Source organism: Paractinoplanes maris (assembly GCF_023544465.1).
Taxonomy (GTDB): domain Bacteria; phylum Actinomycetota; class Actinomycetes; order Mycobacteriales; family Micromonosporaceae; genus Actinoplanes; species Actinoplanes maris.
On the sequence record NZ_JALPVL010000017.1, the window covers coordinates 1 to 23,999 of the forward strand.

22 protein-coding genes and 1 riboswitch are annotated in these 23,999 nt (G+C 70.9%); of the genes, 15 read left to right on the forward strand and 7 right to left on the reverse strand.

What is annotated here, in order from left to right; all coding sequences use genetic code 11:
• Positions 1 to 144: 144 nt before the first annotated feature.
• On the reverse strand, positions 145 to 1,140 hold the full coding sequence (gene mgrA / locus NAG42_RS39390) for an L-glyceraldehyde 3-phosphate reductase (RefSeq protein ID WP_308201248.1): 996 nt from the start codon (positions 1,138 to 1,140) through the stop codon (positions 145 to 147).
• 51 nt (positions 1,141 to 1,191) lie between these two features.
• A riboswitch (glycine riboswitch) is annotated at positions 1,192 to 1,292 on the forward strand.
• Positions 1,293 to 1,370: 78 nt separating this feature from the next.
• Between mgrA and gcvP the strand changes: the two genes are divergently transcribed.
• Complete coding sequence (gcvP, locus tag NAG42_RS39395) at positions 1,371 to 4,175, forward strand: aminomethyl-transferring glycine dehydrogenase (protein WP_250037534.1); 2,805 nt, start codon at positions 1,371 to 1,373, stop codon at positions 4,173 to 4,175.
• A 105-nt stretch (positions 4,176 to 4,280) separates the two neighbouring features.
• Here gcvP and NAG42_RS39400 read toward each other — a convergent pair whose 3' ends face one another.
• A complete protein-coding gene (locus tag NAG42_RS39400) occupies positions 4,281 to 4,481 on the reverse strand; it encodes a DUF5999 family protein (protein WP_250003750.1) in 201 nt (66 codons plus the stop codon).
• A gap of 126 nt (positions 4,482 to 4,607) precedes the next feature.
• On the opposite strand from NAG42_RS39400, the gene NAG42_RS39405 reads away from it, so the two are divergent.
• From NAG42_RS39405 to NAG42_RS39430, 6 genes are all read left to right on the forward strand, one after another.
• Positions 4,608 to 5,864, forward strand: a complete 1,257-nt coding sequence (locus NAG42_RS39405) for a chorismate-binding protein (protein WP_250037535.1) — start codon at positions 4,608 to 4,610, stop codon at positions 5,862 to 5,864.
• Positions 5,865 to 5,973: 109 nt separating this feature from the next.
• Positions 5,974 to 6,549: a dihydrofolate reductase family protein gene (locus NAG42_RS39410; RefSeq protein ID WP_250037536.1), complete on the forward strand. Its 576-nt coding sequence runs from the start codon at positions 5,974 to 5,976 to the stop codon at positions 6,547 to 6,549.
• 123 nt (positions 6,550 to 6,672) lie between these two features.
• Entirely contained in the window at positions 6,673 to 7,515 is an 843-nt protein-coding gene (locus NAG42_RS45220) for a hypothetical protein (protein ID WP_250037537.1), read from the forward strand.
• Positions 7,512 to 8,003 carry a SigE family RNA polymerase sigma factor gene (locus NAG42_RS39420; RefSeq protein ID WP_250037538.1) on the forward strand — a complete coding sequence of 164 codons (492 nt, stop codon included), beginning with the start codon at positions 7,512 to 7,514 and terminating at the stop codon, positions 8,001 to 8,003. Before NAG42_RS45220 ends, NAG42_RS39420 begins: the two co-directional genes overlap by 4 nt.
• A gap of 519 nt (positions 8,004 to 8,522) precedes the next feature.
• Positions 8,523 to 9,023: a peptide deformylase gene (def, locus tag NAG42_RS39425; RefSeq protein WP_250037539.1), complete on the forward strand. Its 501-nt coding sequence runs from the start codon at positions 8,523 to 8,525 to the stop codon at positions 9,021 to 9,023.
• Positions 9,024 to 9,317: 294 nt separating this feature from the next.
• Complete coding sequence (locus NAG42_RS39430; RefSeq protein ID WP_250037540.1) at positions 9,318 to 9,527, forward strand: hypothetical protein; 210 nt, start codon at positions 9,318 to 9,320, stop codon at positions 9,525 to 9,527.
• 640 nt (positions 9,528 to 10,167) lie between these two features.
• Here NAG42_RS39430 and NAG42_RS39435 read toward each other — a convergent pair.
• Entirely contained in the window at positions 10,168 to 11,013 is an 846-nt protein-coding gene (locus NAG42_RS39435) for a helix-turn-helix transcriptional regulator (protein WP_250037542.1), read from the reverse strand.
• 103 nt (positions 11,014 to 11,116) lie between these two features.
• Between NAG42_RS39435 and NAG42_RS39440 the strand changes: the two genes are divergently transcribed.
• A complete protein-coding gene (locus NAG42_RS39440; protein WP_250037543.1) occupies positions 11,117 to 12,040 on the forward strand; it encodes an SDR family NAD(P)-dependent oxidoreductase in 924 nt (307 codons plus the stop codon).
• A gap of 695 nt (positions 12,041 to 12,735) precedes the next feature.
• Here the strand turns inward: NAG42_RS39440 and NAG42_RS39445 are convergent.
• Positions 12,736 to 13,116, reverse strand: coding sequence for a DoxX family protein (locus NAG42_RS39445; protein ID WP_250037544.1), 381 nt, complete (start codon positions 13,114 to 13,116; stop codon positions 12,736 to 12,738).
• A 117-nt stretch (positions 13,117 to 13,233) separates the two neighbouring features.
• Between NAG42_RS39445 and NAG42_RS39450 the strand changes: the two genes are divergently transcribed.
• The gene (locus tag NAG42_RS39450) at positions 13,234 to 13,752 is read left to right on the forward strand and encodes a MarR family winged helix-turn-helix transcriptional regulator (RefSeq protein WP_250037545.1); all 519 of its coding nucleotides are present in this window, start codon (positions 13,234 to 13,236) and stop codon (positions 13,750 to 13,752) included.
• Positions 13,753 to 13,785: 33 nt separating this feature from the next.
• The gene (locus tag NAG42_RS39455; RefSeq protein ID WP_250037546.1) at positions 13,786 to 14,283 is read left to right on the forward strand and encodes a deaminase; all 498 of its coding nucleotides are present in this window, start codon (positions 13,786 to 13,788) and stop codon (positions 14,281 to 14,283) included.
• A 20-nt stretch (positions 14,284 to 14,303) separates the two neighbouring features.
• Here the strand turns inward: NAG42_RS39455 and NAG42_RS39460 are convergent, their stop codons facing one another.
• Genes NAG42_RS39460 through NAG42_RS39470 form a run of 3 tightly spaced genes read right to left on the reverse strand, consistent with a single transcriptional unit; the run spans position 14,304 to position 18,638 of the window.
• On the reverse strand, positions 14,304 to 15,419 hold the full coding sequence (locus NAG42_RS39460) for an alanine racemase (RefSeq protein ID WP_250037547.1): 1,116 nt from the start codon (positions 15,417 to 15,419) through the stop codon (positions 14,304 to 14,306).
• Positions 15,406 to 16,902 carry an IucA/IucC family protein gene (locus NAG42_RS39465; RefSeq protein WP_250037548.1) on the reverse strand — a complete coding sequence of 499 codons (1,497 nt, stop codon included), beginning with the start codon at positions 16,900 to 16,902 and terminating at the stop codon, positions 15,406 to 15,408. Before NAG42_RS39465 ends, NAG42_RS39460 begins: the two co-directional genes overlap by 14 nt.
• A complete protein-coding gene (locus NAG42_RS39470) occupies positions 16,899 to 18,638 on the reverse strand; it encodes an IucA/IucC family protein (RefSeq protein ID WP_250037549.1) in 1,740 nt (579 codons plus the stop codon). Before NAG42_RS39470 ends, NAG42_RS39465 begins: the two co-directional genes overlap by 4 nt.
• A gap of 210 nt (positions 18,639 to 18,848) precedes the next feature.
• Between NAG42_RS39470 and NAG42_RS39475 the strand changes: the two genes are divergently transcribed.
• The 5 genes from NAG42_RS39475 to NAG42_RS39495 all read left to right on the forward strand — a co-directional run bounded on the left by NAG42_RS39475 (position 18,849) and on the right by NAG42_RS39495 (position 23,945).
• Positions 18,849 to 19,178: a hypothetical protein gene (locus NAG42_RS39475; protein ID WP_250037550.1), complete on the forward strand. Its 330-nt coding sequence runs from the start codon at positions 18,849 to 18,851 to the stop codon at positions 19,176 to 19,178.
• Between the two features lie 39 nt (positions 19,179 to 19,217).
• Entirely contained in the window at positions 19,218 to 19,727 is a 510-nt protein-coding gene (locus NAG42_RS39480) for a TetR family transcriptional regulator (RefSeq protein WP_250037551.1), read from the forward strand.
• Complete coding sequence (locus NAG42_RS39485; protein WP_250037552.1) at positions 19,724 to 20,389, forward strand: GAP family protein; 666 nt, start codon at positions 19,724 to 19,726, stop codon at positions 20,387 to 20,389. The genes NAG42_RS39480 and NAG42_RS39485 overlap by 4 nt, the downstream gene beginning before the upstream one ends.
• A gap of 739 nt (positions 20,390 to 21,128) precedes the next feature.
• Positions 21,129 to 23,003: an ATP-binding cassette domain-containing protein gene (locus tag NAG42_RS39490; protein WP_250037553.1), complete on the forward strand. Its 1,875-nt coding sequence runs from the start codon at positions 21,129 to 21,131 to the stop codon at positions 23,001 to 23,003.
• A 12-nt stretch (positions 23,004 to 23,015) separates the two neighbouring features.
• Positions 23,016 to 23,945, forward strand: a complete 930-nt coding sequence (locus tag NAG42_RS39495; protein WP_250037554.1) for a tyrosine-type recombinase/integrase — start codon at positions 23,016 to 23,018, stop codon at positions 23,943 to 23,945.
• Positions 23,946 to 23,999 lie beyond the last annotated feature (54 nt).

Consider the following 23,999-nt stretch of genomic DNA (forward strand, 5'->3'; position numbering starts at 1 on the left):
ACGCGCCCGCGGGGGTGGGGTGCGTGGGGGGGGCGTCTGCGGCCTGCGCCCCCCCCCCCCCCCACGACCCCGAGGATCGTGTGCCGTTCGACCAGTTCGATCATGCGGTGACGATACGGAGGCGGTGCCCGATGTGCCGCTGATTTACAGGTCGAGCACGGTGCCGTCGATGTCGCCGAGCTCGGATTCCGTCAGCGCCAGGTTGGTGATGGTGGCGACGTTGTTCTCGAGCTGCTCGACGCTGCTGGCGCCGATGATGAGGCTGGTCATCCGCTCGTCGCGCAGGGCCCAGGCCAGGGCCATCTGGGCCAGCGACTGCCCGCGGCGGCGGGCGATGTCGTTGAGCGAGTGGATCCGGGCCAGGGTCTGCTTGTCCAGGGCGTCCTCGTTGAGGAAGCGGCTGGTGCGCACGCGGGAGTCGTCCGGGATGCCGCCCAGGTAGCGGTCGGTGAGCAGGCCCTGCTGCAGCGGGCTGTAGGCGATGCAGCCGGCGCCGGCGTCCTGCAGCGTGTCGAGCAGGTTGTCCTTCTCGATCCAGCGGTTGAGGATCGAGTACGACGGCTGGTGGATCAGCAGCGGCGTGCCCAGGTCGCGCAGGATGGCCGCGGCCGCCGCGGTCTGCTCCGAGGTGTAGTTGGACAGGCCGACGTACTGGGCCTTGCCCGCGCGGACCACGGCGTCGAGCGCGCCCATGGTCTCCTCGAGCGGCGTCTCGGGGTCGGGCCGGTGGTGGTAGAAGATGTCCACGTAGTCGAGCCCGAGCCGCTTGAGCGACTGGTCGAGCGAGCTGACCAGGTATTTGCGGGAGCCGAAGTCGCCGTACGGGCCGGGCCACATGTCGTAGCCGGCCTTGGTGGAGATGACCAGCTCGTCGCGGTAGGGCTTGAGGTCGGTGGCCAGGATCCGGCCGAAGTTCTCCTCGGCGCTGCCGGGCGGCGGGCCGTAGTTGTTGGCCAGGTCGAAGTGGGTCACGCCGAGGTCGAACGCGCGGCGCACGATGTCGCGCTGGCGCTGCCAGGGCCGCTCGTGCCCGAAGTTGTGCCACAGGCCGAGCGAGATGACGGGCAGGCGCAGGCCGCTGCGCCCGGTCCGCCGGTAGGGCATGGTGTCGTAGCGGTCGCCCGCAGGGGTGTAGATCACTACCCCACCCTAGAGACATACGGTGGAAACGTGTCCGCTGGTAGGTTGGTTGCCAGCCATGCGGGAGAGACCAGCGGATCAATGATTCGTGATGGCGCCGAAGGGGCAAATCCTCCCCGGAACCTCTCAGGCAAAAGGACCGCGTGGGCAGGCGACTCTGAAGCCGTCCGTGCTCGTGCGCGGGGTGACAGAGGGGGAGGCCGCCTTGTCGACCTCTCTTAGGAGCCGTCATGACGTTCGCATCCCGGCATATCGGTCCGGATAACGACGAGCAGACCCACATGCTCAAGACCATCGGGTACGCGTCACTGAACGCCCTGATGGACGCGGCGATCCCCGAGGTGATCCGCTGGCACGGTTCCCTGAACCTGCCCGCCGCGGCCTCCGAGGAGGAGACGATCGCCGAGCTGCGGGCGATCGCCGGGCGCAACCGGGTCACCACCTCGATGATCGGGCTGGGCTATTACGGCACCTTCACCCCGGCCGTCATCAAGCGCAACGTGCTGGAGAACCCGGCCTGGTACACGGCGTACACGCCCTATCAGCCCGAGATCAGCCAGGGCCGGCTCGAGGCGCTGCTGAACTTCCAGACCATGGTGACCGACCTCACCGGGCTGACCAAGGCCAACGCCTCGATGCTGGATGAGGGCACGGCCGTCGCCGAGGCGATGACGCTGGCCAAGCGGGCGTCCAAGTCCAAGACCATGACGTACGTGGTGGACGCGGACACCCTGCCGCAGACCCTGGCCGTGCTGCGCACCCGGGCCGAGCCGCTCGGCATCACCCTGCGGCTGCTCGATCTTGATGCCGGGGACGCGCTGCCCGAGGAGTTCTTCGGGTTGCACCTGCAATATCCGGGCGCTTCGGGCGCCGTACGGGATCAGCAGTCGTTGATCGAGGCGGCCCACGAGCGGGGTGCCCTGGTGACGGTGGCGGCCGACCTGCTGGCGTTGACGCTGTTGCGCGCGCCGGGGGAGATCGGGGCGGACATCGCGGCCGGCACGACGCAGCGTTTCGGGGTGCCGCTGGGCTTCGGCGGGCCGCACGCCGGTTACCTGGCGGTGCGGGCCGGGCTGGAGCGGTCGTTGCCCGGGCGGCTGGTCGGGGTCTCCCGCGACGCCGACGGCGCGCCGGCCTATCGGCTGGCGTTGCAGACCCGCGAGCAGCACATCCGCCGGGAGAAGGCGACGAGCAACATCTGCACGGCGCAGGTTCTGCTGGCTGTGATGGCGAGCATGTATGCCGTCTATCACGGTCCGGCCGGCCTGCGGGCGATCGCGTCGCGGGTGCACGACCGGGCCCTCGCGCTGGCCGGTGGCCTGACCGCGGCCGGTGTGGCGCTGCAGAGCGAGTCGTTCTTCGACACGGTGACGGCCGTGGTGCCGGGCCGGGCGGCGGCGATCGTGGCCGCCGCGGCCGCCGAGGGTGTCGACCTGCGCCTGGTCGATGCCGACCGGGTGTCGGTCTCGGCCGACGAGACGACCACCGAGGCGCACGTCGCGACCGTCCTGGCCGCGTTCGGCGCGTCGGCCGCGGCGCCCGCCACCTCGGGCGTACGCGAACTGAGCCGGACCACCGACTACCTGACCCACCCGGTGTTCCGCACCCACCACTCCGAGACCAGCATGCTGCGTTACCTGCGCAAGCTCTCGGACAAGGACTACGCGCTGGACCGGGGCATGATCCCGCTGGGCTCGTGCACGATGAAGCTCAACGCGACCACCGAGATGGAGCCGGTCACCTGGCCCGAGTTCGCCGACATCCACCCGTACGCCCCGGCCGCCAACACCGCGGGCTACGAGGACCTGGTGTCGACGCTGGAGGGCTGGCTGGCCGAGATCACCGGTTACGACGCGGTCAGTGTGCAGCCCAACGCCGGGTCGCAGGGTGAGCTGGCCGGTCTGCTGGCGATCCGCGGCTATCACCGCTCGCGGGGCGAGGACCACCGCAACGTCTGCCTGATCCCGTCGAGTGCGCACGGCACGAACGCGGCCAGCGCGGTCATGGCCGGCATGCGGGTGGTCGTGGTGGCCTGCGACGACGCCGGCAACGTGGACCTGTCCGACCTGCACGCCAAGATCGGGGCGCACGCCGCGAACCTGGCGGCGATCATGGTGACCTACCCGTCGACCCACGGCGTGTACGAGAGCTCGATCGCGGAGCTGTGCGCGGCCGTGCACGAGGCCGGCGGTCAGGTGTATGTGGACGGCGCGAACCTGAACGCGCTGGTCGGGTTCGCCCGGCCCGGCAAGTTCGGCGCCGACGTGTCGCACCTCAACCTGCACAAGACGTTCTGCATCCCGCACGGCGGCGGCGGTCCCGGTGTCGGCCCGGTCGCGGTGCGCGCGCACCTGACCGAGTTCCTGCCGGGTGACCCGCTGGAGCCCGGTGACCACCACGCCGTCTCGGCGGCGGCGCACGGCTCGGCCGGCATCCTGCCGATCTCGTGGGCCTACCTGCGGATGATGGGCCCGGACGGGCTGGCCGCGGCGACCGGCACGGCCGTGCTGGCCGCGAACTACGTGGCCTCGCGGCTGCGGGAGCACTACCCGGTGCTCTACACGGGCTCCGGGGGCCTGGTCGCCCACGAGTGCATCCTCGACCTGCGGCCGATCACCAAGGCGACCGGCGTCTCGGTCGACGACGTGGCCAAGCGGCTGATCGACTACGGGTTCCACGCGCCGACGATGTCGTTCCCGGTGGCCGGGACGCTGATGGTGGAGCCGACCGAGAGCGAGGACCTGGCCGAGCTCGACCGGTTCGTCGCCGCGATGATCGCCATCAAGGGTGAGATCGACCAGGTGGCGGCCGGGGTGTGGCCCTCGGACGACAACCCGCTGCGCAACGCCCCGCACACCGCCTCGGCGGTCTCGGCCGACGAGTGGGAGCACGCCTACCCGCGGTCGGTGGCCGGGTACCCGGCGGGGGTGGACCGGTCGGCGAAGTACTGGCCGCCGGTGCGGCGCATCGACGGCGCCTACGGCGATCGGAACCTGGTCTGCTCGTGCCCGTCGCCGGAGGCGTTCGAGGACTGAGAAACCCGGTGGTAAGCGCGCCCTTCGTCGTCGGGGGGCGCGCTTTCGCTACTCTGAGTAGCGGTCTGATGTCGGCCGGGGCGCCGACTGTCAGGTACTTTTCAGTCAGGCCGCGAGGGCGTGCGGGGCGGGCCCGCGGTGCGGTTCGATCATCGTGCCGTCGGGCAGGATCTCGCCGGTGTCCTCGAAGACGATGACGCCGTTGCAAAGGAGGCTCCAGCCTTGCTCGCGGCACGTCGCGACGGTCCGCGCGGCCTCACGATCGACGGCTTCGGCGGTGGGGCAGGGGTTCATGTGCTGGCACATCAGGTGTTTCTCCGGTCGGGGGGCTTGTGTGATGACTCACAACGACGGTGACGGACGTTACCTCAAATCGAACGACGACGGTTCGAGCCGGTGACGGTGTCGCCATTGACAGAATCCTCGTCTCCGATGGTCCACGGAAGCCGGTCGATCGGCCACTTCCCGACACCCCCTTTCGTCGCTCCACCGGGTGCTCCGGCGTCCTGCCAGGGCCGTCACCGTGCGTCAACATGGTTCCAATGGTCCAGGTGTGACGGTGGTGACCCCGCAGAGCTTGTCGCCGAGTTCCTCGCCGACAACGGACTGCGCGTGCGAAACATTGACCGAACGGCTGGCCACGTTCGCCCGATCGGCGCTGGCTCGATCTGCGGAGCGGCACTGTACGTGTCGGCTGATGCCGGTTGCGTAATGGCCGGGGGTGCTCTGGGGGCGCCTTCGCCGGTGCCGTCGATCCCGGATGTCTATGCCGTGGTCTACGAGCACTTCGCGGGGGACGTCCCGCCGGTGGGGCCGGTGGGGCCGGTGGGGCCGGTGGGGCCGGTGGCGCCTCTGGCGCCGTTGTCGCCGTTGTCGCTCGGGGAGTGGGAGCCGAGTTGGACGCCGGCGGAGCATGCCGATGCGGTCTCGGCGGTGCGCTCGGCGATCGGGCGGGGTGACGTCTATCAGGTCAACGTCGTGGGGCACACCAGCGCGTCGTACACGGGAGATCCGTTTCCGGGCCTCCAGCGGGTGGCCGCGCTGCCGGGGGCTCGCTACGGCGGTGTGCTGAGCGGTGACGGCTGGGCCCTGGCCACGGCGTCGCCGGAGACGCTGGTCGAAGTGCGCGACGGACGGGTGATCACGCGGCCGATCAAGGGGACCCGGCCGGCCACCGCGCAGGGCCGCCGGGAGCTGCTGGCGTCGGCCAAGGAACGGGCCGAGCACGTCATGATCGTCGATCTGTCGCGCAACGATCTGGCCCGGCTGCCCGGGCTGGGGCCGGTCGAGGTGGAGGAGCTTTTCGCCGTACGCCGGTGGTCCGGGCTCTGGCAGGCGGAGTCGGTCGTGTCGGCGCCCATCGTGGGCGAGCTCGGGCTGGCGTCGCTGCTGCGGGCGCTGGTGCCGGGTGGATCGGTGACCGGGGCGCCCAAGATCGCCGCGCTGGCCGAGATCGCCCGGCTCGAACCGGTGGGCCGCGGTGTGAGCATGGCCGCGGTCGGCTGGGTCGGGCCCGGCCACCTGGATCTGGGGCTGACCATCCGGACCGTGGCGGTGGACGGCGCCCGGGTGCACGCGTGGGCCGGCGGCGGCATCACCTGGGACAGCGACCCCGAGGACGAGGTGGCCGAGGCCGCCGCCAAGCTGGCCCCGATCCAGCGGGCGCTCGGTTCTGTCGTACCCCGGTGAACTCGGCCTGTCGTACCCGGTGGGCTCGGTCCTGTCGTACCCGGTGGGCTCGGTCCTGTCGTACCCGTTGGGCTCGGACTTGTCGTACCCCGGTGAGAAGGTCTCGGGCATGCCGAAGACGCAGTACTACACCGCCACCTCCATCGACGGGTTCATCGCCGACGAGCACAACTCGCTCGACTGGCTCTTCGAGACCGGCGACGGGCGGGAGGACGACAGCGGCACCGAGCCGTTCGCCGCGTTCTTCGCCGGCGTCGGCGCGTTCGCGATGGGCGCCACGACTTATGAGTGGGTTTTCGCCCACGAGAGACTCGGCGAGCAGCCGCAGAAATGGGCCGAGTATTACGGCGACGTGCCGTCCTGGGTGTTCACCCACCGGCAGCTGCCTCCGTTACCCGGCTCGACGGTGCACTTCGTCCAGGGCGACGTGCGACCGGTGCACGCGGCGATGACCGCCGCCGCCGGTGACCGCAACATCTGGATCGTCGGCGGTGGTGAGCTGGCCGCCGCGTTCGCCGACGCCGGCCTGCTCGACGAGATCATCCTGGGCGTCGCCCCGGTGACGCTGGGCGCGGGCGCCCCGGTGCTGCCGCGCCGGCTCACCTCGTCCCGGCTGACCCTCACCGGGCTCGAGCGGCGGGGCCCCTTCGCCTATCTGACCTACGCGGTGGGGGCGCCGGCCTGACCCGTTTGGCGGCATTCGAGGGATCAGGCACTATGGGGTTCCCGTTCGAGGCCTCCGCCACGGTCACCGAACGGCCCGGTCGGCACGTCTTGTTTTGTGAGACGGGTGCGGAGAGGGTTGGCTGTGACCGAAGACCTGCGTGCGCTGATGCGGGCGGAGCTGAACAACGAGCGGCCACCGCCGCTGGGCGACGTGGTGGGCGCCGCGCTGCGTGACGGCCGGCGGATCCGCCGTCGCCGTCGCCGGGCGGGCATGGCGGCAGCCGGCTCGGCCGGGGTGCTGGCCCTCATCCTCGTCGGCGGGGTGGCCGCCTATTCCGAGCCGCCGCATCCCCTCGAAGTCGCCGTCGCACCACCGGCCTCGGTGATGCCGCTGTCACCCGCTGCCACCGTCAGCCCTTTGCCGCTCGGCCCGACCGCGTCCGCACCTCCCGGATCTGTGCCAGTCAGCCCGACCGCCCCCACGACCGGCCGTCCCGGGCGTACGTTGGCGATCCACAGCGGCGTCGCACAGGCCGCCGGAACGCTCGAGAAAGCGACAACGGGGGCCATGCTTCATCTTCTGACGCAGCTTCTGCCGTCCGGCCGGACGAGCCGGGCCGCCGTCGCGGACAGCGGCGACCGCCATGTGCAGATCTACCTCGACCGCGGTGCCGGGCCGGCCCTGCTGCGACTGACCCTCGGCCAGTTGCCGGCCGACGGCAAGCGCCCGGCGCGCGGCGACACAGCGACGGTGTCGATCCTGCACGTCGACGACAACTGCCTGCAGGACACGGTGGTCATCGCGCGCTGGCCCGACGGCACCGCCGTCCAGCTCGATGTCGCCTCCTGCCGGGCCCGCTCCCCGCTCACCGGCGACGAGGCGGCCCGGATCGTCGCCGACCCCCGGTGGGGCGTGATCATGGACGCCGACCTGGTCAAGGCGGGCGACAAGGAGTTCGGCGGGGCCCCGGTGTTCGCGTCGTGACCGACGACGAGCAGTTCGCCGAGTTCGCCCAGGCCCACGCCGAGCGCCTGCGCACCACCGCGTTCATGCTGTGCCGCGACTGGCACCTGGCTCAGGACCTGACCCAGACCGCCCTGACCAAGCTGTTCCTGAGCTGGCGCCGGGCCGTGCAGTCCGACAACCTGGTCGCCTACGCGCAGAAAATCCTGCTCCGCGTCTTCCTCGACCACCGCCGGCGCCGCTCCTCGACCGAGTCCACCACCGCGGTGCTGCACGAGCCGGTCTACCGCGAAAGCCCCGAGCTGCGCCTCACCATGCTCGACGCCCTGGCCCACCTACCCGAACGCGACCGAGCCATCGTCGTGCTGCGCTACTTCGAGGACTACAGCGTCGACCGCGTCGCCGACGTCCTGGAACTGCCGATCAGCGTCGTCAAGAGCCAGACCCGCCGCTCCCTGGCCAAGCTGCGCGAGTTGCTGGCCGAGGACCAACTGGCCCTCTTCGCCTGACCCCCAGCAGCGGAACCCCGACCCGCCTTTATCCCGCCCGCACAGCCTGCGCCGCGGTCGCCTCTGCGCTGGTCGCCTGAGCGTGGGCGGCCTTCATCGTGGTGGCTGGAGCCTGCGCCGCGGTTGTCCTTGCGCTGGTCGTCTGAGTCTGGGTGGCCTTCATCGTGGTGCCTAGGACCTGCGCCGCGGTCGCCTCGCTCTGTCATCGCCAACTCGAACGCTCAACGGCCCGTGCCCGTGGCTGAGTCGCTGTTGACCTCGCAGGCCGTGGTGGTCAGGTTGCGCCTGAGCTTGAGCCACCCTTGCCCAGGGTGCGCGAGCCGCGGTCGCCGTCGCCCTGGTCGCCTGAGCAGTAGTCGCCCGCTCTGATCGCCGGGGCCGCGTCGACTGCTTTATCCGCCCGACACCTGGTGGTCTGAGTCCCGCCGACCGGCTCAGTCGTCTGGGGCCCGGGCGGTCTGTGCTCGTCGGGTGGGCCTGGGCGGCGGCCGTCCGTAATGGGCCGATAATCTGTCGACCATGACAGTGCGGCCCATCAGGATCTTCGGCGACCCGGTGCTGCGCACCGAGGCCGACCCGGTCACCACGTTCGACGCCGAGCTGCAGGCCCTGGTCGACGACCTGGAGGACACGGTCCGCGAGCCCGGCCGAGCCGGCGTAGCGGCCCCCCAGATCGGCGTGAGCCTGCGCGTGTTCTCCTACAACGTCGACGACACGATCGGCCACCTGATCAACCCGACGCTGTCGGACTTCGAGGGCGAGCAGGACGACGAAGAGGGCTGCCTCTCCATCCCCGGTCTGTACTTCCCCACCAAGCGCGCGATGTCGGTCACCGCCACCGGTTTCGACCGCCACGGCGAGCCGCTGGTCATCCACGGCACCGGTTTCCTGGCCCGAGCCCTCCAGCACGAGACAGACCACCTCAGCGGCACCCTCTACATCGACACCTTGACCGGCGACGTCCGCCGCCAGGCCCTCCGCGAACTCCGCCGCGTCCGCCCCACCCCACCGTCCCGTTGACCGACCAGGCCTACCCCGTCCGCCCCGAGCGCTGCTAGATGCCTCACCGTCGGGTTGGCCCGCAGCGCCGGCCGTAGATGCTCCATACCGTCGTGTCAGCCGACCGCGCCGACCCGCCGCGTGCCGCCTGACCGATGCTGGCCCAGCCGCGACCGTTGCGGGCGCGGTGGCCGGCTCCTCGACGAGGATGGGCCTTTGATATCCGGTGCTAGCTTGTGGAGGAAGGTGGTAGCGCATCCGTCGCGGTGGGCCGCCAGGTTGTCAGCCTTTCCGCCCGGTCCTGGGAGAGATGCGATGACGAGCAACGACACGCCCCCGGGCGCTGCAGGTCTCGGGATCTGGGAAAACATCGGGATCTGGATCGCCTTTGGCGCCGCCGCCGGCCTCCTCGTCGGGATGTTCCTTGACAACCTCGCTCTCGGTGTCGGGCTGGGTCCGGCCCTTGGTGTGGCCGCCTGGGCCGTCTTCATCGCGCCGCGAAGGAATGCCCGCGGCGAATCCTGAGCGTCGCGCCCGAGTATCCGGCTTCGGGGTCGAACGACTCTCTCATCTCGGCCACGATGCGCGCCGTAACCCAGGTTCGTCCCCGGATCGCCTACGCGGATGGTGAACGGGCCTCCGGAGCTACCGCCGACACGACCGGCAGGTCAAGATCCGCGAGTGGTGCCGGTTCCGCGAACATTCGGGCAGGCCGCGCTGGGGAACGAGGGGTCGCACGTCGCGAGCATCTCGGCAGGCCGCGCTGGGGAACGAGGGGTCGCACGTCGCGAGCATCTCGGCAGGCCGCGCTCGGGTATGAGGAGCCGCAAGTCGCGAACATCTGGCTCCCGAGCGAGCGGACGAAGCCACGCTTCCCATCGCCGCCAGTGACCACATCGGTCAGTGCACGTACAGGATTGGTGGAGGGCGGGCACGGGTTGGCCCGCTGACGCGCAGCGGTGCTCCGCCGACCGGCAGTGTGGGCATGCGTGATTCCTCGGGGTTGCCACGCCGAGCCGGCCCCCGGGTTGTAGACGATCACCACCGCTCGCATCGACAACGGTCCGAGGCATCCAGCGCCAAGCATTCCATCCTAGGATGCCTTACAGGCGGAGATCACCAGCACAACGGACGAGCGACCCTGCGGGCCGCTCGCGACTTCGACTCAAACAGTGAGGGACTGGGTGCCCAGCACGATGGCGAGGGCCAGACGGTCGGCGTCCTCGGTGCCGGGCTCGGCGGTGTAGACGCCGATACGCAGGTCGTCGCCGGCCACGACGAGGGTGTCGCAGTCGAGTGTCAGGCGGCCCACCGCCGGGTGGTCGATCACCTTGCGCTTCGACAAGTCGGGTGGTGGCGGCGGGGCCTCGGCGTTCCACAGCTCGGTGAACCGTGGCGTCGCGTGGCCCAGGTCGGCGATCAGGCGGCGCAGTGACTGGTCGGCCGGGTAGCGGGAGGCGGTCAGGCGCAGGTCGGCCACCAGCAGTGCCTCGTGGTCGGCCTGCTCCCGCGGGGTGTGGACGACGCGGTTGGGTGGGCCGGCCAGGTTGCGCCAGATGGAGTTGCGTTCGAGCCCGCGCCACGCGGTGGTGTCGCCCATCAGCGCGTCGTAGGGCGCGTTGGCCACCACCAGGGTCCAGGTGGCGTCGTAGACGACGACCGGGGTGCCCGACAACCGGTCGAGCAGACGCTGCACGCTCGGGGTGAGGTGGGACGGGACGACGTCGAGGCTCGGGGTGGCGTGCCCGGCCAGGCGGTAGAGCAGGTCACGCTCCGGGGCGGACAGGCGCAGGGCGCGAGCGAGGGCCTCGACGACCTGGGCTGAGGGCGTGGTGGCGCGGCCCTGCTCGAGCCGGGTCAGGTAGTCGGCCGAGATGCCCGCGAGCTGGGCGAGCTCCTCCCGGCGCAGACCGGTGGCGCGGCGCCGGCGGCCGGTTGGCACGCCGACCGCGTCGGGGACGACGCGATCACGCCAGCGCCGCAGGCTGCGGCCGAACTCCCAGGGCTCCACGCCGTCCAGTCTGCTCCGCGGCAAGGTGGTTGTCCTGGCCCTGTCAGTCCTACGAAAACGGGACGGCTGCCTGCCGGTCGGTGGTTCGGTGACGCTGATCCGCATGACTGGAACCGTTTTGATCACCGGCCCCACGCGGGGCCTGGGCCGGGCGGCTGTGCTCGCGATGGCGGGCCGCCCTTCCTCCGTACGACCGGATCTGCTCCTGCTCGGCCGGGGTTTGTCGGCCGTCGCCGCCGAGGCTCGCGCGCTCGGCGCCCGGGTCGAGGAGGTCACCGCCGATCTGTCGCGGCTCGCTGACGTGCGGTCGGCGGCCACCACCGTACGGGAAATGCTCGACGCCGGAGCGGTGCGGCCGCTGCGGGCGCTGGTCGCGAACGCGGGGGTGATGTCAGCGGACACCCGGCGGGCGTCGGCCGACGGTTACGAGTTGACGTTCGCGGTGAACTATCTGGCCCATTCCCAGCTGATCGGGGACCTGGTCGGCTCGTTGACCGCCCCGGCCCGGGTGGTGCTGCTGGGCTCGAACACCTACCACGCGAACGTCTGGCGCCGGCTGCTCCACGTGCCCGAGGCGCGCTGGCGGGACCCGCTGGAACTGGCCCGTCCCGCGACCGGCGAGGCCGCCCCCGGCCAGGCGGCGAGCGGTGTCGCCTATTCGAACGCCAAGCTGGCGATCCTGTACTACGCCCACGAGCTGCAACGCCAGGCCGGCCCGGGCATCGCGGTGTCGGTGTTCGAACCCGGTTGGATGCCGGGCACCGACCTGGGACGCGACGCTCCGGCCGCCCTGCGGTCGATCATGCGAGGGGTCGCCCGCCTGCCCGGCGTCTCCACGCCGGGCAAGTCCGGTCCCGCACTGGCCTCACTCGCCCTGGACGACCGGTGGGCAGCCGCCCGCGACGGCGCGTTCATCCTGAAAGACAAGATCATCGACGTCCAGCCGGTGGCTCACGACCGCAACCGGGAGCGCCGTCTGTGGGCCGCCACCACCGAGTTGCTGGAGCATGCCAGCACCCACAGTTGAGCGGACGGCCGTCGTAGATGCGGTCGATGGTCGCCGTGGCCTTGCTCAAGTCCCTCGCCAACCCGAGGGTCAGCAGCAGAGGGACGTAGTGGTCGGCGGTGGGTGGGTGATGGTCGAGGCGGCTGTGCTCAGGTCGGTCGCGGCCCCGAGGGTCAGCAGCAGGGGGACGTAGTGGTCGGTGGGTTGGGCGATGTCGCCGTCGGGGCTTTGGTGAAGGTGTCGACGTCGCCGCGGCGGACAGCACCCCCTCGACCGACCAGTGGACCAGCGCGTCGGCGAGAGCTGGTTTGCGGGGCTAAGGCGAAGCTGTGGGTCATGAAGCCGGAGCCGATGACGAGGATGCCTTCGTCGCACAGGGAGCGCAGCCGGCCCAGCTCGAGCGTGACTTGGGGCTCGAGGCTGGCATGGACAGCAGGACGACGGGGACGTGTACATCGCCACGAGGGGAAGAAGGGGCCGCGGTCGGTGAACTGGTGCACGGGCCCGGTGGAGCAGGGCGCCGTGACGGGGCGGCCCAGATGGGCAGCGTCCCGGGTGACGTAGGGAAGGGTGCAATTGCGGGGTTGGAAGCCGCCGAAGTCGTAGTGGAGCGACAGCGCCGCGGGTGCGTTTTCCCGGTGGGCGGAGACGATCACGATGACTCGGGGGTGGGGCATCGTCTGTCCCCAGGTGATGTGGCGTTGTGACCGTGCGGGTCAGGAGCCGAAGGAATACGGGCCGAAGCGGCCCCAGGCCACGACGGCGGCCAGCAGCAGCAGGGCCACGTTGATGCCGATGGCCTGGTTTTCCTTGCGCCGGGCGTGGACCACGATCGCGCCGACCATGATGAGGGCCAGGCCGAGGGCAGCCAGCGGCACGAGCACCGGGACGATGTCCAGCGCGGCGGGCAGGATCAGCCCGATCGCGGCGAGGACCTCCAGAGCGCCGATCAGCTTGACCGTGCCCGCGCTGTAGCTCTCCATCCAGGCCATGCCGGACGCGGCCAGCTTCTCCTTGGGCTGTGTCAGCTTCATGATTCCGGCGGCGGCGAAGGCGGCGGCCAGCAGGCCGGCGATGACCCACAAGACGATGTTCACGAGGCTCTCCGGCCACTCGATGACTTCAAGCTTTGAGTGAACCTAGACCCGGATCACTTAAAGCCGCAAGTCAACTGGGACCGTAGATCACTTAAGGTGTGAAGTTATGCTGGCGACATGGAGGACGTTGCCGAGCCGCGGTGGCTCGACCAGGAGCAGCAGGAGACCTGGATCGCGCTGGCCGGGATGCTCGTGCGGTTGCCGGCCGCCATCGACGCTCAGCTGCAGCGCGACGCTCAGCTGAGCCACTTCGAATACCAGGTGCTGGCCGGCTTGTCGATGGCACCTGAGCGCACGTTGCGGATGAGTGTGCTGGCCTCGTTCGCCGAGGGTTCCCTGGCGCGGCTGTCGCAGGTGGTCACCCGGTTGGAGAAGCGCGGCTGGGTCCGCCGGACACCCGACCCCGCCGACGGGCGTTTCACCCTGGCGATCCTGACCGGCACCGGCATGGACAAGGTCGTCGCGGCCGCCCCCGGGCACGTCGCCGAAGTGCAGCGGCTCGTCTTCGACAGTCTCACCAAAGCCCAGCAGCGCCAGCTACGAGACATCGGCCGGCGCGTCGTCCGGGCCATCGACCCGAACGATCCCTGCCTCGACGGGGACCCGTTCCGAACCGACCCGCCGGAGCAGAAATAGTCCAAGCCGTCCGGCACTCGATAGCGTCGGCCCATGACGCCGGACGAGATGGTCAAGGCCGCGGTTGCCGTCGCTGAGGCCGGGATGGCGGCGGGGGAGTTGCCGATCGGGGCGGTGGTGGAGATGGGCGGGCAGATCGTTGCCAGCGCGTTCACCCGGGACGTCTCGCTGGGGCGCCGGCTCGTGCACGCCGACCTGCTGGCCATGATCGAGGCTGACGAGAAGCTGGGGTGGCGGGCGCGGCCGCATCCGCTCAGGCTGGCCGTCAACCTCGAGCCGTGCCTGATGTGCCTGGGCGCGGCGATGGCTCTCAAGGTGGACGAGGTGTATTACGGCCTCGAGTCCCCCGCGGACGGCGGTGCCTCGGTGGCGGCGGCCTGGCCGGTCAGCCCGGACCTGCCCTGGTATCGCCCGCCGGTCATGCTCGGCGGTCTGCGCCGGGCCGAGGTGCAGGACCAGTTCCGCCGCTATTGCGAACGTGCCCCGGACTCGGGTCTGCGCAGCTGGGCCGCAACCCTGCTCGACCGGTGAAATCGGGCCACGGCCCGGCTTCAGAGGATGACGAAGGTGGGTGGGTCGTGGCGCAGGAAGTCGTGGTGGGAGATGTCCCACCCGTAGGCGCCGGTGCGGCCGAAGACCAGCAGGTCTCCCGCTCGGACCTGGGCAACGTGCCGGGCGCGGCTCAGGACGTCGCGGGGGGTGCAGAGTTCGCCCACGGCGTCGATCTCGGTGTCGGTGACCGAGGGCCGGGGGTAGGGGTGCGGCCAGTCATCGACCGGGAGGACGGTGAACGGGTGGCTGTAGTGCCAGGCGGCCGGTAGGCGGAAGTGGTGGGTGCCGCCGCGCAGGACGGCGAACGTGCGGCCGTGGGTGGTTTTCACGTCGAGGACGGTGGCGGCGTACCAGCCGGCGTCGGCGGCCAGGTAGCGGCCCGGTTCGAAGATCAGATCGATGCCGGGTGGGACGGTGATCGAGCGCAGCGGGGTCAGGTCCATCGATGTGCCGGTCAGGTAGTCGATGCCGAAGCCGCCGCCGACGTTGACCACGCGGGGGTTGATGCCGGCGGCCTGCGACCAGCGCAGGGCTTCGCGGACGAAGGCGGCGTGGGCCTCGCCGTCCAGGTTGTTGGAGACGGCGTGCAGGTGGAATCCGATGATCCGTACGCCGGGGACCGCCAGCGCCTCGCCCAGCTGCGCCTCGTCGACGCCGAACGGGGTGGGCGTGCCGGTCATCGTGTGACTGCCGGTCAAGGCGCTGCCCGCGCGGTTGACGCGCAGCACCACCTCGGCCCCGGGGCGCAGGGCGGCGATCCGGTGCAGTTCATGCACGCTTTCGGCGTTGATCTGCGCGCCGGCGTCGAGGGCGGCGGCCAGCTCCGTGTCGGTTTTGGCCGGGCCGCCGAAGACGATGCGGCGTGCGCCCGCCCGCAACGCCAGGGCCAGTTCACCGCCGGAGGCCACTTCGAGCCCGTCGCAGGTGGCGGCCAGCGTGGCCAGCACCGAGGGATGGCCGTTGGCTTTCACCGCGTACATCAGGGAAGCCGGAACCGGCAGACCGGCCCGGACCACCGCTGCTCGCGCACGCAGCGCGGCCGTGTCGTAGACGTAGGCGCAGGCCGGGCGGGGCAGCTCGAGCAGGGCCCGGACGACGTGCTCAGGCGGGTGCATGCAGCGGGTTCCGCACCGGGACGTAGATGTCGCCCGCACCGGCCAGCCGCATCCGCACCAGCGCCTTGTGCGGCACGGCCGGGGCGGTGAACGCGGCGTGGTCGGCGGGTGCCGCGTGTTCGTCGACGACGGCCCGGATGATGCGCCAGGCGCGGTCCTCATCGATCCCGAGGTGCTGGTTGAGGCGCAGGACGAGTTCGCCGAGGTGGGCCTGAAACAGCGTGTAGCCGATCTTCGCGCGGAACACGTCGAGGTCGTCGGTGCCCACGACCGAGCCCGGCCACAGGTCGATGTCGTGCCCGGCGGCGGCCAGGCGCGGGCGGTGCAGGCGCAGCCCGGCGAAGTCGCGCAGGGCCAGCCGGTGCGGGCGCCCGCCGAGGAAGGTGGGAAGGCAGTTCTGCAGGTGGGCTTCGAGGGCGACGCCCTGGGCGGTGAGCCGCATCAGCGGCGGGACGACCAGTTCCGCGTACGCCCGGAGCCACGCCCCCGGGTCCCCGGTGACCAGCTCGTCGAGCAGGAACGGCAGCGCCCCGCCGGGGACGGCGCGCTCACCGGGCTGCAGGCGTCCGGCGAGCCCGTCGCGGCGGATGGCCGACAGGTCGCGCCCGGAGCCGACCGGCACGGCCGCGCCCGCCGTCTCGGCCATCAGCAGCAGCGTGTCGTCGCCGCCGGTCAGCCGGTGCAGCAGTGTCGACACGGCCGGGCCGTTGCGGGTGCTCGCGGTGCTGATGCTGCGCCGGGTCGAGGTGACCTGGATGTCGAGGGACACCTTCAGGTATTGCCCGGTGCCGGGCAGCAGCAGCGTGCGCAGGGCGGCGGTGGGGATGGCGTCGAGTTCGTCGTCGAGGATCCGCAGGGTGCCGTCGGCGAGCAGGTCGCCGTAGCGGTCGGGCAGCACGTTGTCGCGCTGCCAGGCGTGCACCGGCTGCACCGCGTACCCGGCCGGCTTGGCCACCTCGGGGAACACGTCGTCGCCGATCAGCAGGTCGGAGCGGACGGCGACGAAACCGATCCGGGTCCGCTCGGTCTCCAGGTCGTGGGCCAGCACGTCGCCGGTGTCCCAGCCCAGCCGGGTGCGCCCGCACGGGTGCAGGTTGTGCCCGGCCACCGCGAGCCGTTCCAGGCCGATCGCCTGCTCGTCGGGGTCGTCGCCGACCGGCGGCCGGGGGCGGGCCAGGGCGATGGCCAGGTTCATCACCGCGTTGCGCAGCTCGGCCGCGAAGCCGGGGGCGTCGATGTCGCCGAGCAGTTCGACCGGGTCGCCGGCCCCGGCCGCCGGGTATTCGACACGTCCGAAGCCGTGCCGCTCGCCCGGGCCCATGTCGCGCAACCCTTCCCGTACGAGGGCGCCGCGCAGCCGCCGGCCGACGGTGTCCGCGGCCTCGGGCAGCGCCGCCAGGAAGCCGGGCACCAGATCGGGGGCGTGGACCGCCAGGGCGGCCTCGGTGTGCGCGATCCGTTCGGGACGCAGCGTCTTGTTCATGCGTGTGCCGCCATCGGGTTGGGGAGCAGGGCCCATCGGTCGTCGAGCGGGTCGGTGGCCAGCCGCATCGCGGTCGTGGCCTTGATCGGCAGGGGGTCCTGGAGCAGGTACGCGACGTCCTCGCTGCCGGTGGCGCGGACGGCGCGGGCCACGATGGCCCACAGCCGGTCCGGGTCGGCGCCGCTGGTGCGGGTGAACGTGGCGATCAGCTCGGCCGCGACGGTGCCGAACGCGGCCGCCGACAGTTTGGTGCGCAGCTCGGCCGGGTCGTCGCTGGGCAGGTCGCCGTGCAGTTCGGGCGCGTCGAGGCCGGCGTTGCGCAGCCGGGTGGCGCTGACCCGCACGCCGCCCAGGTCGCGGTAGACGATCCGTACCGGCCGGTCGCCGTCCAGGACGACCAGCGTGTTCTGGCCGTGGGCTTCGAGGGCCACGCCGCGGGCCAGCACCCGGGTGATCGGGCCGAAGAACACTTCCGAGAGCTCTTCGAACCACCCGTACGGGTCGTCGAGGCGCACCTGCAGGGCGGCGAACGCGGCCAGCGGCACAGCGAGTTCGCTCGGTTCGAGTTGCGGCGCCTCGCGGATGACGTGGGCCAGGTGCCGTTGCGGGACGCCGTCGACCACGACCGCGCCGGCGGCGATCTCGGCCAGGATCTCGATGGGCTGGTCGGCGGTGAGCCGGCGCAACAGGCGGGAGAGCACCGGACCGTTGTGCACGGCAGCGGGTGACACGGTCCGGACGGCGCTGGTCATCTGCACGTCCACCGCGGTCTTGATGTGCGGGCCACCGTCCACGGGCGCGACGGTACGCAGCGACATCAACGGGCGTACGGGATCGGACTCGCCGTCCGGGATGAGCCAGGGGTAGCGGGCGACGAGGCGGGCGGCCTGCCAGGGATGCGCGTGCAGGATCGGCGCGGCAGTGCCGTACCAGCGGTCCCGGGGCACCCGCAGCCGGTGCAGCCGGATCACGGGGGAGTGCTCCGGCGCGTACGCGAGGACGTCGGCCACGGTCATGCCGCCACGGGTACGGCAGCAGGGGTGCAACGGGTGGCCGTCGGTGATCAGCTGCTCGATGCGGCCGAGCGCGTCGGGGTCGCCGGGCTCGGGCAGGCGCTGCTCCGGCCGGTCGGCGCGGGCCAGAGCCAGGTTGGCCACACTGTTGTCGATCTCCTCAGCCAGCGGCACGTCACCCCAGAGCAGGCGTACGAGGTCAACGGGCGCCACGATGACCCGGTGCTCGGGCGTCCCGCTCGCGGACTGGGCCTGCACACGCTCGCCCTCGACGACTTCGCTCGCGGACACCGCATCAGCACCGGACACGGCCACCGACGGCATCACCGTCACCGTCTCACCGGTGAACCCCGCCTGATCAGCAGCGTTGCCCGCGGGTTCGGCCTGAGCGGCGGTCATCGGGTGGCGTACGGCTTCAATCGCGAGGCCGGCGTGGGCCACGGCGAAGGGCTGCGCGGCCCCGGCGGGGTAGCGCAGATGCGTTTTTGTGCCTGTGGGCGGCGCCGTGAAGGTGGCTTCGCCGGGGCCGCGGGCGATCAGGCCGGGGAGGGGTTCGCGGTCGATGGCGCCCAGGAGCCGGGCAAGGATGGCCGCCTGTGCGCCCGGAAGTTCGGCGTCGTAGCGCGCGACCAGGTCGGGCCGGAGGATCGCGAGGTCCTCACGGGTCCGAAGGGGACCGGCGGTGTGCCGGTGCGGCAAGGCGCTTGCGGGAGGTCGCGGCACACCGCCAATTCTCCGTATCGCATCGACGAGTTCTCCTGGGGGCGGCTCGAGGTGAGCGAGAACGCAGTAACCAAATCATCATCCTAGGACGGCTTACAGGGTGTGCGCCTCAACACCGGCGCACCGAACCACCAAGAACCCAAGAACAAAAAGGAATCAACGACATCCACGGTTTCGATTTCGGTGGACGCCGGGTGCTTGAGTCGGTGTGTGAATACGGGGATCCGCTCGGCGCGGATGGTTGTGGTCGCCGGCTTGATGGTGGGCGTCGTCGGCGGGTGCGGTGGTGACGAGGGCGAGCAGGTGCGGCGGATCGCGGTCTGTGTGCCGGTCAGCGCGGACCGGCCGAGTGGGGTGCAGGGCCGGGTCGAGATCCGGCAGGCCGCCGCGGTGCTGGCCGGTGGTTCGGTCGCGGCGGGTGGCAGCTTCGAGGCGGCGGTGCCGGCTGATGCGGCGGTCGACGTGTACCTCGACGATGTCCTGCTCGACAGCAGCCCGGCCCAGTTCGACGACGTCAAGCTGAACTGCCCGGCCGGCTGATCCTGGGCACTGTACCGTCCGGACGGTACAGTTGCGGGCATGGGAACCGCACGGGAGCGCATTCTGGATGCCGCGGAGGAGCTGATCACCGCCGGTCAGGTCCCGCCCGCGTTGGACGCGGTGGCCGCGGCGGCCGGCGTGAGCAAGGGCGGACTGCTCTATCACTTCGACAAGCGGTCCCTGCTGCAAGCGTTGGTGACCCGGGCCTTGCACCGATTCGACGAGCGGCTGACGGCGGCCGCGACGCAGGGGACGATGGCCGCCGCCTGGCTGCGGTTGTCGGTGCCCGCGCCGGGTGAGCGCGCGGTGTACCGGGCCATCATGTCGATGATGCGGCTGACCGCCGGCGGCGAGTTCGACCTGCCGCACGAGGTGGGCGAGGCCGAGCAGCGCTGGCAGCGGATGCTGGCCGCCGAGCTGGGTGACCCGGTCCGGGCCCGGCTGGTGCGGCTGGTCGGTGACGGGTTGTTCATGGCGGCGCTGACCGGGCCGCCTCCGACGTCCGCTGAGGTGGAGCACCTGCTTGACCATCTCGGCTTGCCGTCGTGACCGCGTCGCTGCTGGCTGGTGTGGCCGGTCTGGCCCTGCTGGACGCGCTGAATCCGGCGACGATCGCCGGGGTGGCATTGCTGCTGCTCGCCCCGATGGCGCATCCGGTGCGGGCGGCGGCCGGGTTTGTCGCCGGTGCCTATCTGACGGTCTTCGTTCTCGGGGCGGTGGTGTACGCCGGAGCCGATGTCGCGGCCGGTGCCACCGGTGACGGTTTGCTCTGGGTGCGCCGGATCGCGTTCACGGTGGCGGCGGTGGCGCTGGCCGTGGCCGGGTTGCGCCGGTTGCGTGCTCGGGTCCGCCCGGCGGTCACCGTGCCGCGCTGGGTCAACCCGTTGAGCGCGGCCGTGCTCGGGTTGGTCATGACGGGCGCGGATCTGCCCAACGCCTTCCCGTACTTCATCGCCGTCGAACGGATCGTCAACGCTGATGTCGGCACCACCCGGTCACTGGTGATCATTGCCGGGTACGCGCTGGTCTACTGCCTGCCGTGCCTGCTGCTGCTGATCGCCGGCGCCACCCGCGGTGACCGGGTCCGCCGCCGTCTCGGCCGCCTCTACGAGCAGCTCGGCGCGGAGAGGAAGATGCCCCGCAGCGTGCCCATCGCGGTCGCCTACCTGACCGCGGCGGCCGGCGTCATCACCATCGCCGCACTGGCCTGATCGCGGGTCGCCCCCGCGCCTGGCAGACCACGCGTGTGCCAGCCCGTGTGGTCGGCCAGGCTGGGTGGCGGCGCCCGTATGGTCGGCCATGCGTGTGCCGGCGCCCGTGGAGTCGATCAGGCTGGGTGCCCGCCCCGCGGAGCTGGCTTGACTGAGTGCCGGCCCCTGCAGGGTCGATCAGGCTGGGTGCCGGCCTCGCGGAGTTGGCTTGGCTGGGTGGCAACCCCCGTGTGGTCGGTCAGGCTGGGTGCCGGCCCCGCGGGGTCGGCTTGGCTGGGTGCTGGGTGCCGGCCCCGCGGGGTCGGCTTGGCTGGGTGGCAACCCCCGTGGTCGGTCAGGCTAGGCGCCGGCCGCCGAGGGGTTGGCCAGGCTGGGTGTCCCCAGACACGGGGTTGGCTTGGCTGGATGCCGGCTCCGTCGGCCAGGCTGAGTGCCGGCTCCGGTGGAGTTGGCTTGGCCCGTGCCGACCCTCACCGTCGCGTCGCAGGTCGGGACGTGTCGACCGCACCGAGCGGGCGGCCGGTGGGCTATATGGGTTGCGGAGAGCGTGGCGGGCGGGGCAAGGTTGTCGGCGGATCTGATGTCTAGCGCCGGGAGTGCTGCTCTTCATGTGATAGCGGACCGACCTTTGTGAATCGCCTCGCCGTTCGCGCGGTGGCGTGTCCCTGTCGGTGTCTCGCTCGTGGAGGGTTCTTTGTTAAAGGCTGTCAATCTCAGTTGTTCGTATGACGGCGACCCGTTGTTCGCCGGGCTCGATCTCGTGGTGGGCGACGGGGACCGGATCGGGTTGGTGGGTCCCAACGGTGCTGGTAAGTCGACGCTGTTGCGGGTTCTGGGCGGTGAGCTGAGACCGCAGAGCGGCAGCGTCACCTATGGTCCGGACACCCGGATCGGTTATGTGGCCCAGCAGATGCCCGACCCGGACGGGACGGTGGGTGATTTCCTCACCGCGGGCCTCGGCGAGCTGGCCGAGGTCACCCGGACGATGCGCGAGCTCGAGCACCGCCTGGCCACCGCCGCCGGCGACCAAAGCTCCGCCGGTGACGACAGTCGCGGGCGCAGTGAGGGCTCCGGGAGCAACGAAAGCCTCGGGGACAACGAAAGCCCCGGAGACAACGGCCCCGGGAGAAGCGACAGCCCCGGGAGCAATGACAGTGCCGCGGGCAACGACGGGCCTGGGCGCAGTGACGGGCCTGGCCGCAACGACAGGCCCAAGCGCAGTGGCGTGCCCGGGCGCAACGACAGCCCCGCAGACGACAAAGGCCCCGCCGGCAATGAGGCGATCACTGGGATGAGCCTCGCCGGCGACGGGACTCCGGCTGCCGGGAACGCCGACGAAGGCGCCGACACCGCTGATGAGCTGCTGGTCCGGTATGGCGTTGTGCAGGAGCGCTGGACCGCGCTGGAGGGTTGGAAGGCGGAGGCTCGCATCGCCGAGATCCGCCAGCGCCTGGATATCGCCCATCTCCCCGATGAGCTGGCTTTGTGGCAGGTCAGCGGTGGTGAGCAGGCGCGGCTTCTGTTGGCGCGGGCTCTGCTCGACGAGCCGGATGTGTTGTTGCTGGATGAGCCGACCAATCACCTGGACGCCGAGGGCATGGCCTGGTTGCAGGGCTGGCTGAAGTCGTACGCGGGTGGGGTTTTGACCGTCAGCCATGACCGTGCGTTCCTCGATGCTGTGGTCACGCGTGTTCTGGAGTTGGACGGTATCGACACTGAGGTGCAGGACTACCCCGGTGGTGGTTACACGGCGTATCGGGTGGAGAAGCAGCGTCGCTGGGAGCGGTTGTTGCTGGATTTCGAGGCGCAGGAGAAGGATCGCCGCCGGTGGGAGGCGGACATCGAGCGGACGAAGGAGTATTCGCGGGGGGTGGAGAACGCTTCGGGGCTGGGGGTGGCCGGTCCGCATCTGCGGCGGGTGGCCCGGTTGGTGGCGCGGAAGGCCAAAGTCCGGGAGCGGCGTCTGCGGCGGCAGATGGAGTCGGTGCGGTGGATTGCTCACCCTCGTACGCGGCCGCCTTTGACGTTGGCTTTCCCGGCTGATCAGGCCGATCCCGGTGAGGTTGTGCTGAGGGTGCGGGATCTGTCGGTGTCGGCGGGTGATCGGCTCCTGCTCGACGGGGTGGAGCTTGAGGTACGGCGCGGTGACCGCATTTTGGTCACGGGGCGCAATGGTGCGGGGAAGACGACGTTGCTGCGCGCGTTGGCGTCGGATGACACCGCTGTGTTGCCGCAGACCACTGACGGTCTGCGGTCGAAGGTGACCGTGATGGAGTTCTTCCGGTCGCGGGTGCCGGTGTATGCCGAGGACGCCGAGCGGTTGTTGCTGGGGCATCAGTTCGGCCCGGATCAGTGGGATGCGCGGTTGAGCAGTCTGTCGGCCGGGGAGTTGCGGCGTCTGCTGCTGGCGGTGCTGGTCAACAGTCCGGCGCGGATCTTGTTGCTGGACGAGCCGACGAACTTCCTCGACCTGGACGCCTTGGACGTGATCGAGGAGGCGTTGCGCCGGTATCGGGGCACGGTGGTGGTGGTGACGCATGACCGGTATTTCGCGGAGGCGATCGGGTTCGGGCGGCGCTGGCATGTCGCGGACGGTGCGGTGATCGAAAGCTGACACGATGGGCGCATGTTCGTGGTGCCCAGGCAGGGTGGGGAACTGGCCGTCGGTGGTCCGGCGGAGCAGGTCACCGAGGTGTGGCTGGCGAACCGGCGGTTGTCGGAGCACACCCGGGCCGCGTATCGGCGGGATGTGTCGGCGTGGCTGGCGTGGTGTTCGGAGCGTGGCGCTGATCCGCTGCGGGCGTCGTTTCTGGAGGTGAACGCGTACGCCCGGGGTTTGGAGGCGCGGGAGCTGGCGCCGTCGACGGTGGCCCGGAAGTTGTCGGGGTTGTCGAGTTGGTACGACTTCTTGATGAAGATCCGGGCGGTCGACACGAATCCGGTGGCCGGGGCGGACCGGCCGTTCGTGTCACGGGATCATTCGGCGACGCTGGGCCTGGCCGCCGACGAGGTCGACGCGCTGATCGAGCGGGCCCGGGCCGCGGGGACCAGGCATCACGCGGTGATGACCATCCTGGCCGATCTGGGTTTGCGGGTGGGTGAGCTCGTCGGCCTGGATCTGGGGGATGTGGGCTGGGAGCGCGGGCACCGTACGGTCCGGTTTGTCGGTAAGGGTGGCAAGCAGCGACGCCGGGCGCTGACCCCGGCCGCGTCGGCTGCCCTGGACGCCTATCTTCAGGTGCGCGGTGACGGTGACGGCCCGTTGTTCATGACGTCGACCGGGGGCCGGCTGGATCGGCATGCGGTGTTCCGGTTGCTGCGCCGGTTGGCCGCGGAGGCCGGGATCGCCGAGGCCGACCGGTTGTCGCCGCACTCGTTGCGGCATGCGTTCGCGACGGCGGCCCGGGCTGAGGGTGTGGCGTTGGAGGATGTGCAGGACGCGATGGGTCACGCCGATCCGCGGACGACGCGGCGGTACGACCGGGACCGGCACAACCTGGATCGTGATCCCGCCTACATGATCGCTGCCGCGCGTGCCCGCCGCGCCGGGGCGTGACCGCGCCGCCTATGCTCGGCGGCGGTAAAAAGCGGATCAAAGAGGCGGTCGGGG

Bases quoted from the DNA above. Each gene is read 5' to 3' on its own strand.
- gcvP (WP_250037534.1), top strand. From the start codon at position 1,371: ATGACGTTCGCATCCCGGCATATCGGTCCGGATAACGACGAGCAGACC.
- NAG42_RS39400 (WP_250003750.1), bottom strand. From the start codon at position 4,481: ATGTGCCAGCACATGAACCCCTGCCCCACCGCCGAAGCCGTCGATCGT.
- NAG42_RS39405 (WP_250037535.1), top strand. From the start codon at position 4,608: ATGGTCCACGGAAGCCGGTCGATCGGCCACTTCCCGACACCCCCTTTC.
- NAG42_RS39410 (WP_250037536.1), top strand. From the start codon at position 5,974: ATGCCGAAGACGCAGTACTACACCGCCACCTCCATCGACGGGTTCATC.
- def (WP_250037539.1), top strand. From the start codon at position 8,523: ATGACAGTGCGGCCCATCAGGATCTTCGGCGACCCGGTGCTGCGCACC.
- NAG42_RS39430 (WP_250037540.1), top strand. From the start codon at position 9,318: ATGACGAGCAACGACACGCCCCCGGGCGCTGCAGGTCTCGGGATCTGG.
- NAG42_RS39440 (WP_250037543.1), top strand. From the start codon at position 11,117: ATGACTGGAACCGTTTTGATCACCGGCCCCACGCGGGGCCTGGGCCGG.
- NAG42_RS39450 (WP_250037545.1), top strand. From the start codon at position 13,234: ATGGAGGACGTTGCCGAGCCGCGGTGGCTCGACCAGGAGCAGCAGGAG.
- NAG42_RS39455 (WP_250037546.1), top strand. From the start codon at position 13,786: ATGACGCCGGACGAGATGGTCAAGGCCGCGGTTGCCGTCGCTGAGGCC.
- NAG42_RS39460 (WP_250037547.1), bottom strand. From the start codon at position 15,419: ATGCACCCGCCTGAGCACGTCGTCCGGGCCCTGCTCGAGCTGCCCCGC.
- NAG42_RS39465 (WP_250037548.1), bottom strand. From the start codon at position 16,902: ATGAACAAGACGCTGCGTCCCGAACGGATCGCGCACACCGAGGCCGCC.
- NAG42_RS39480 (WP_250037551.1), top strand. From the start codon at position 19,218: ATGGGAACCGCACGGGAGCGCATTCTGGATGCCGCGGAGGAGCTGATC.
- NAG42_RS39495 (WP_250037554.1), top strand. From the start codon at position 23,016: ATGTTCGTGGTGCCCAGGCAGGGTGGGGAACTGGCCGTCGGTGGTCCG.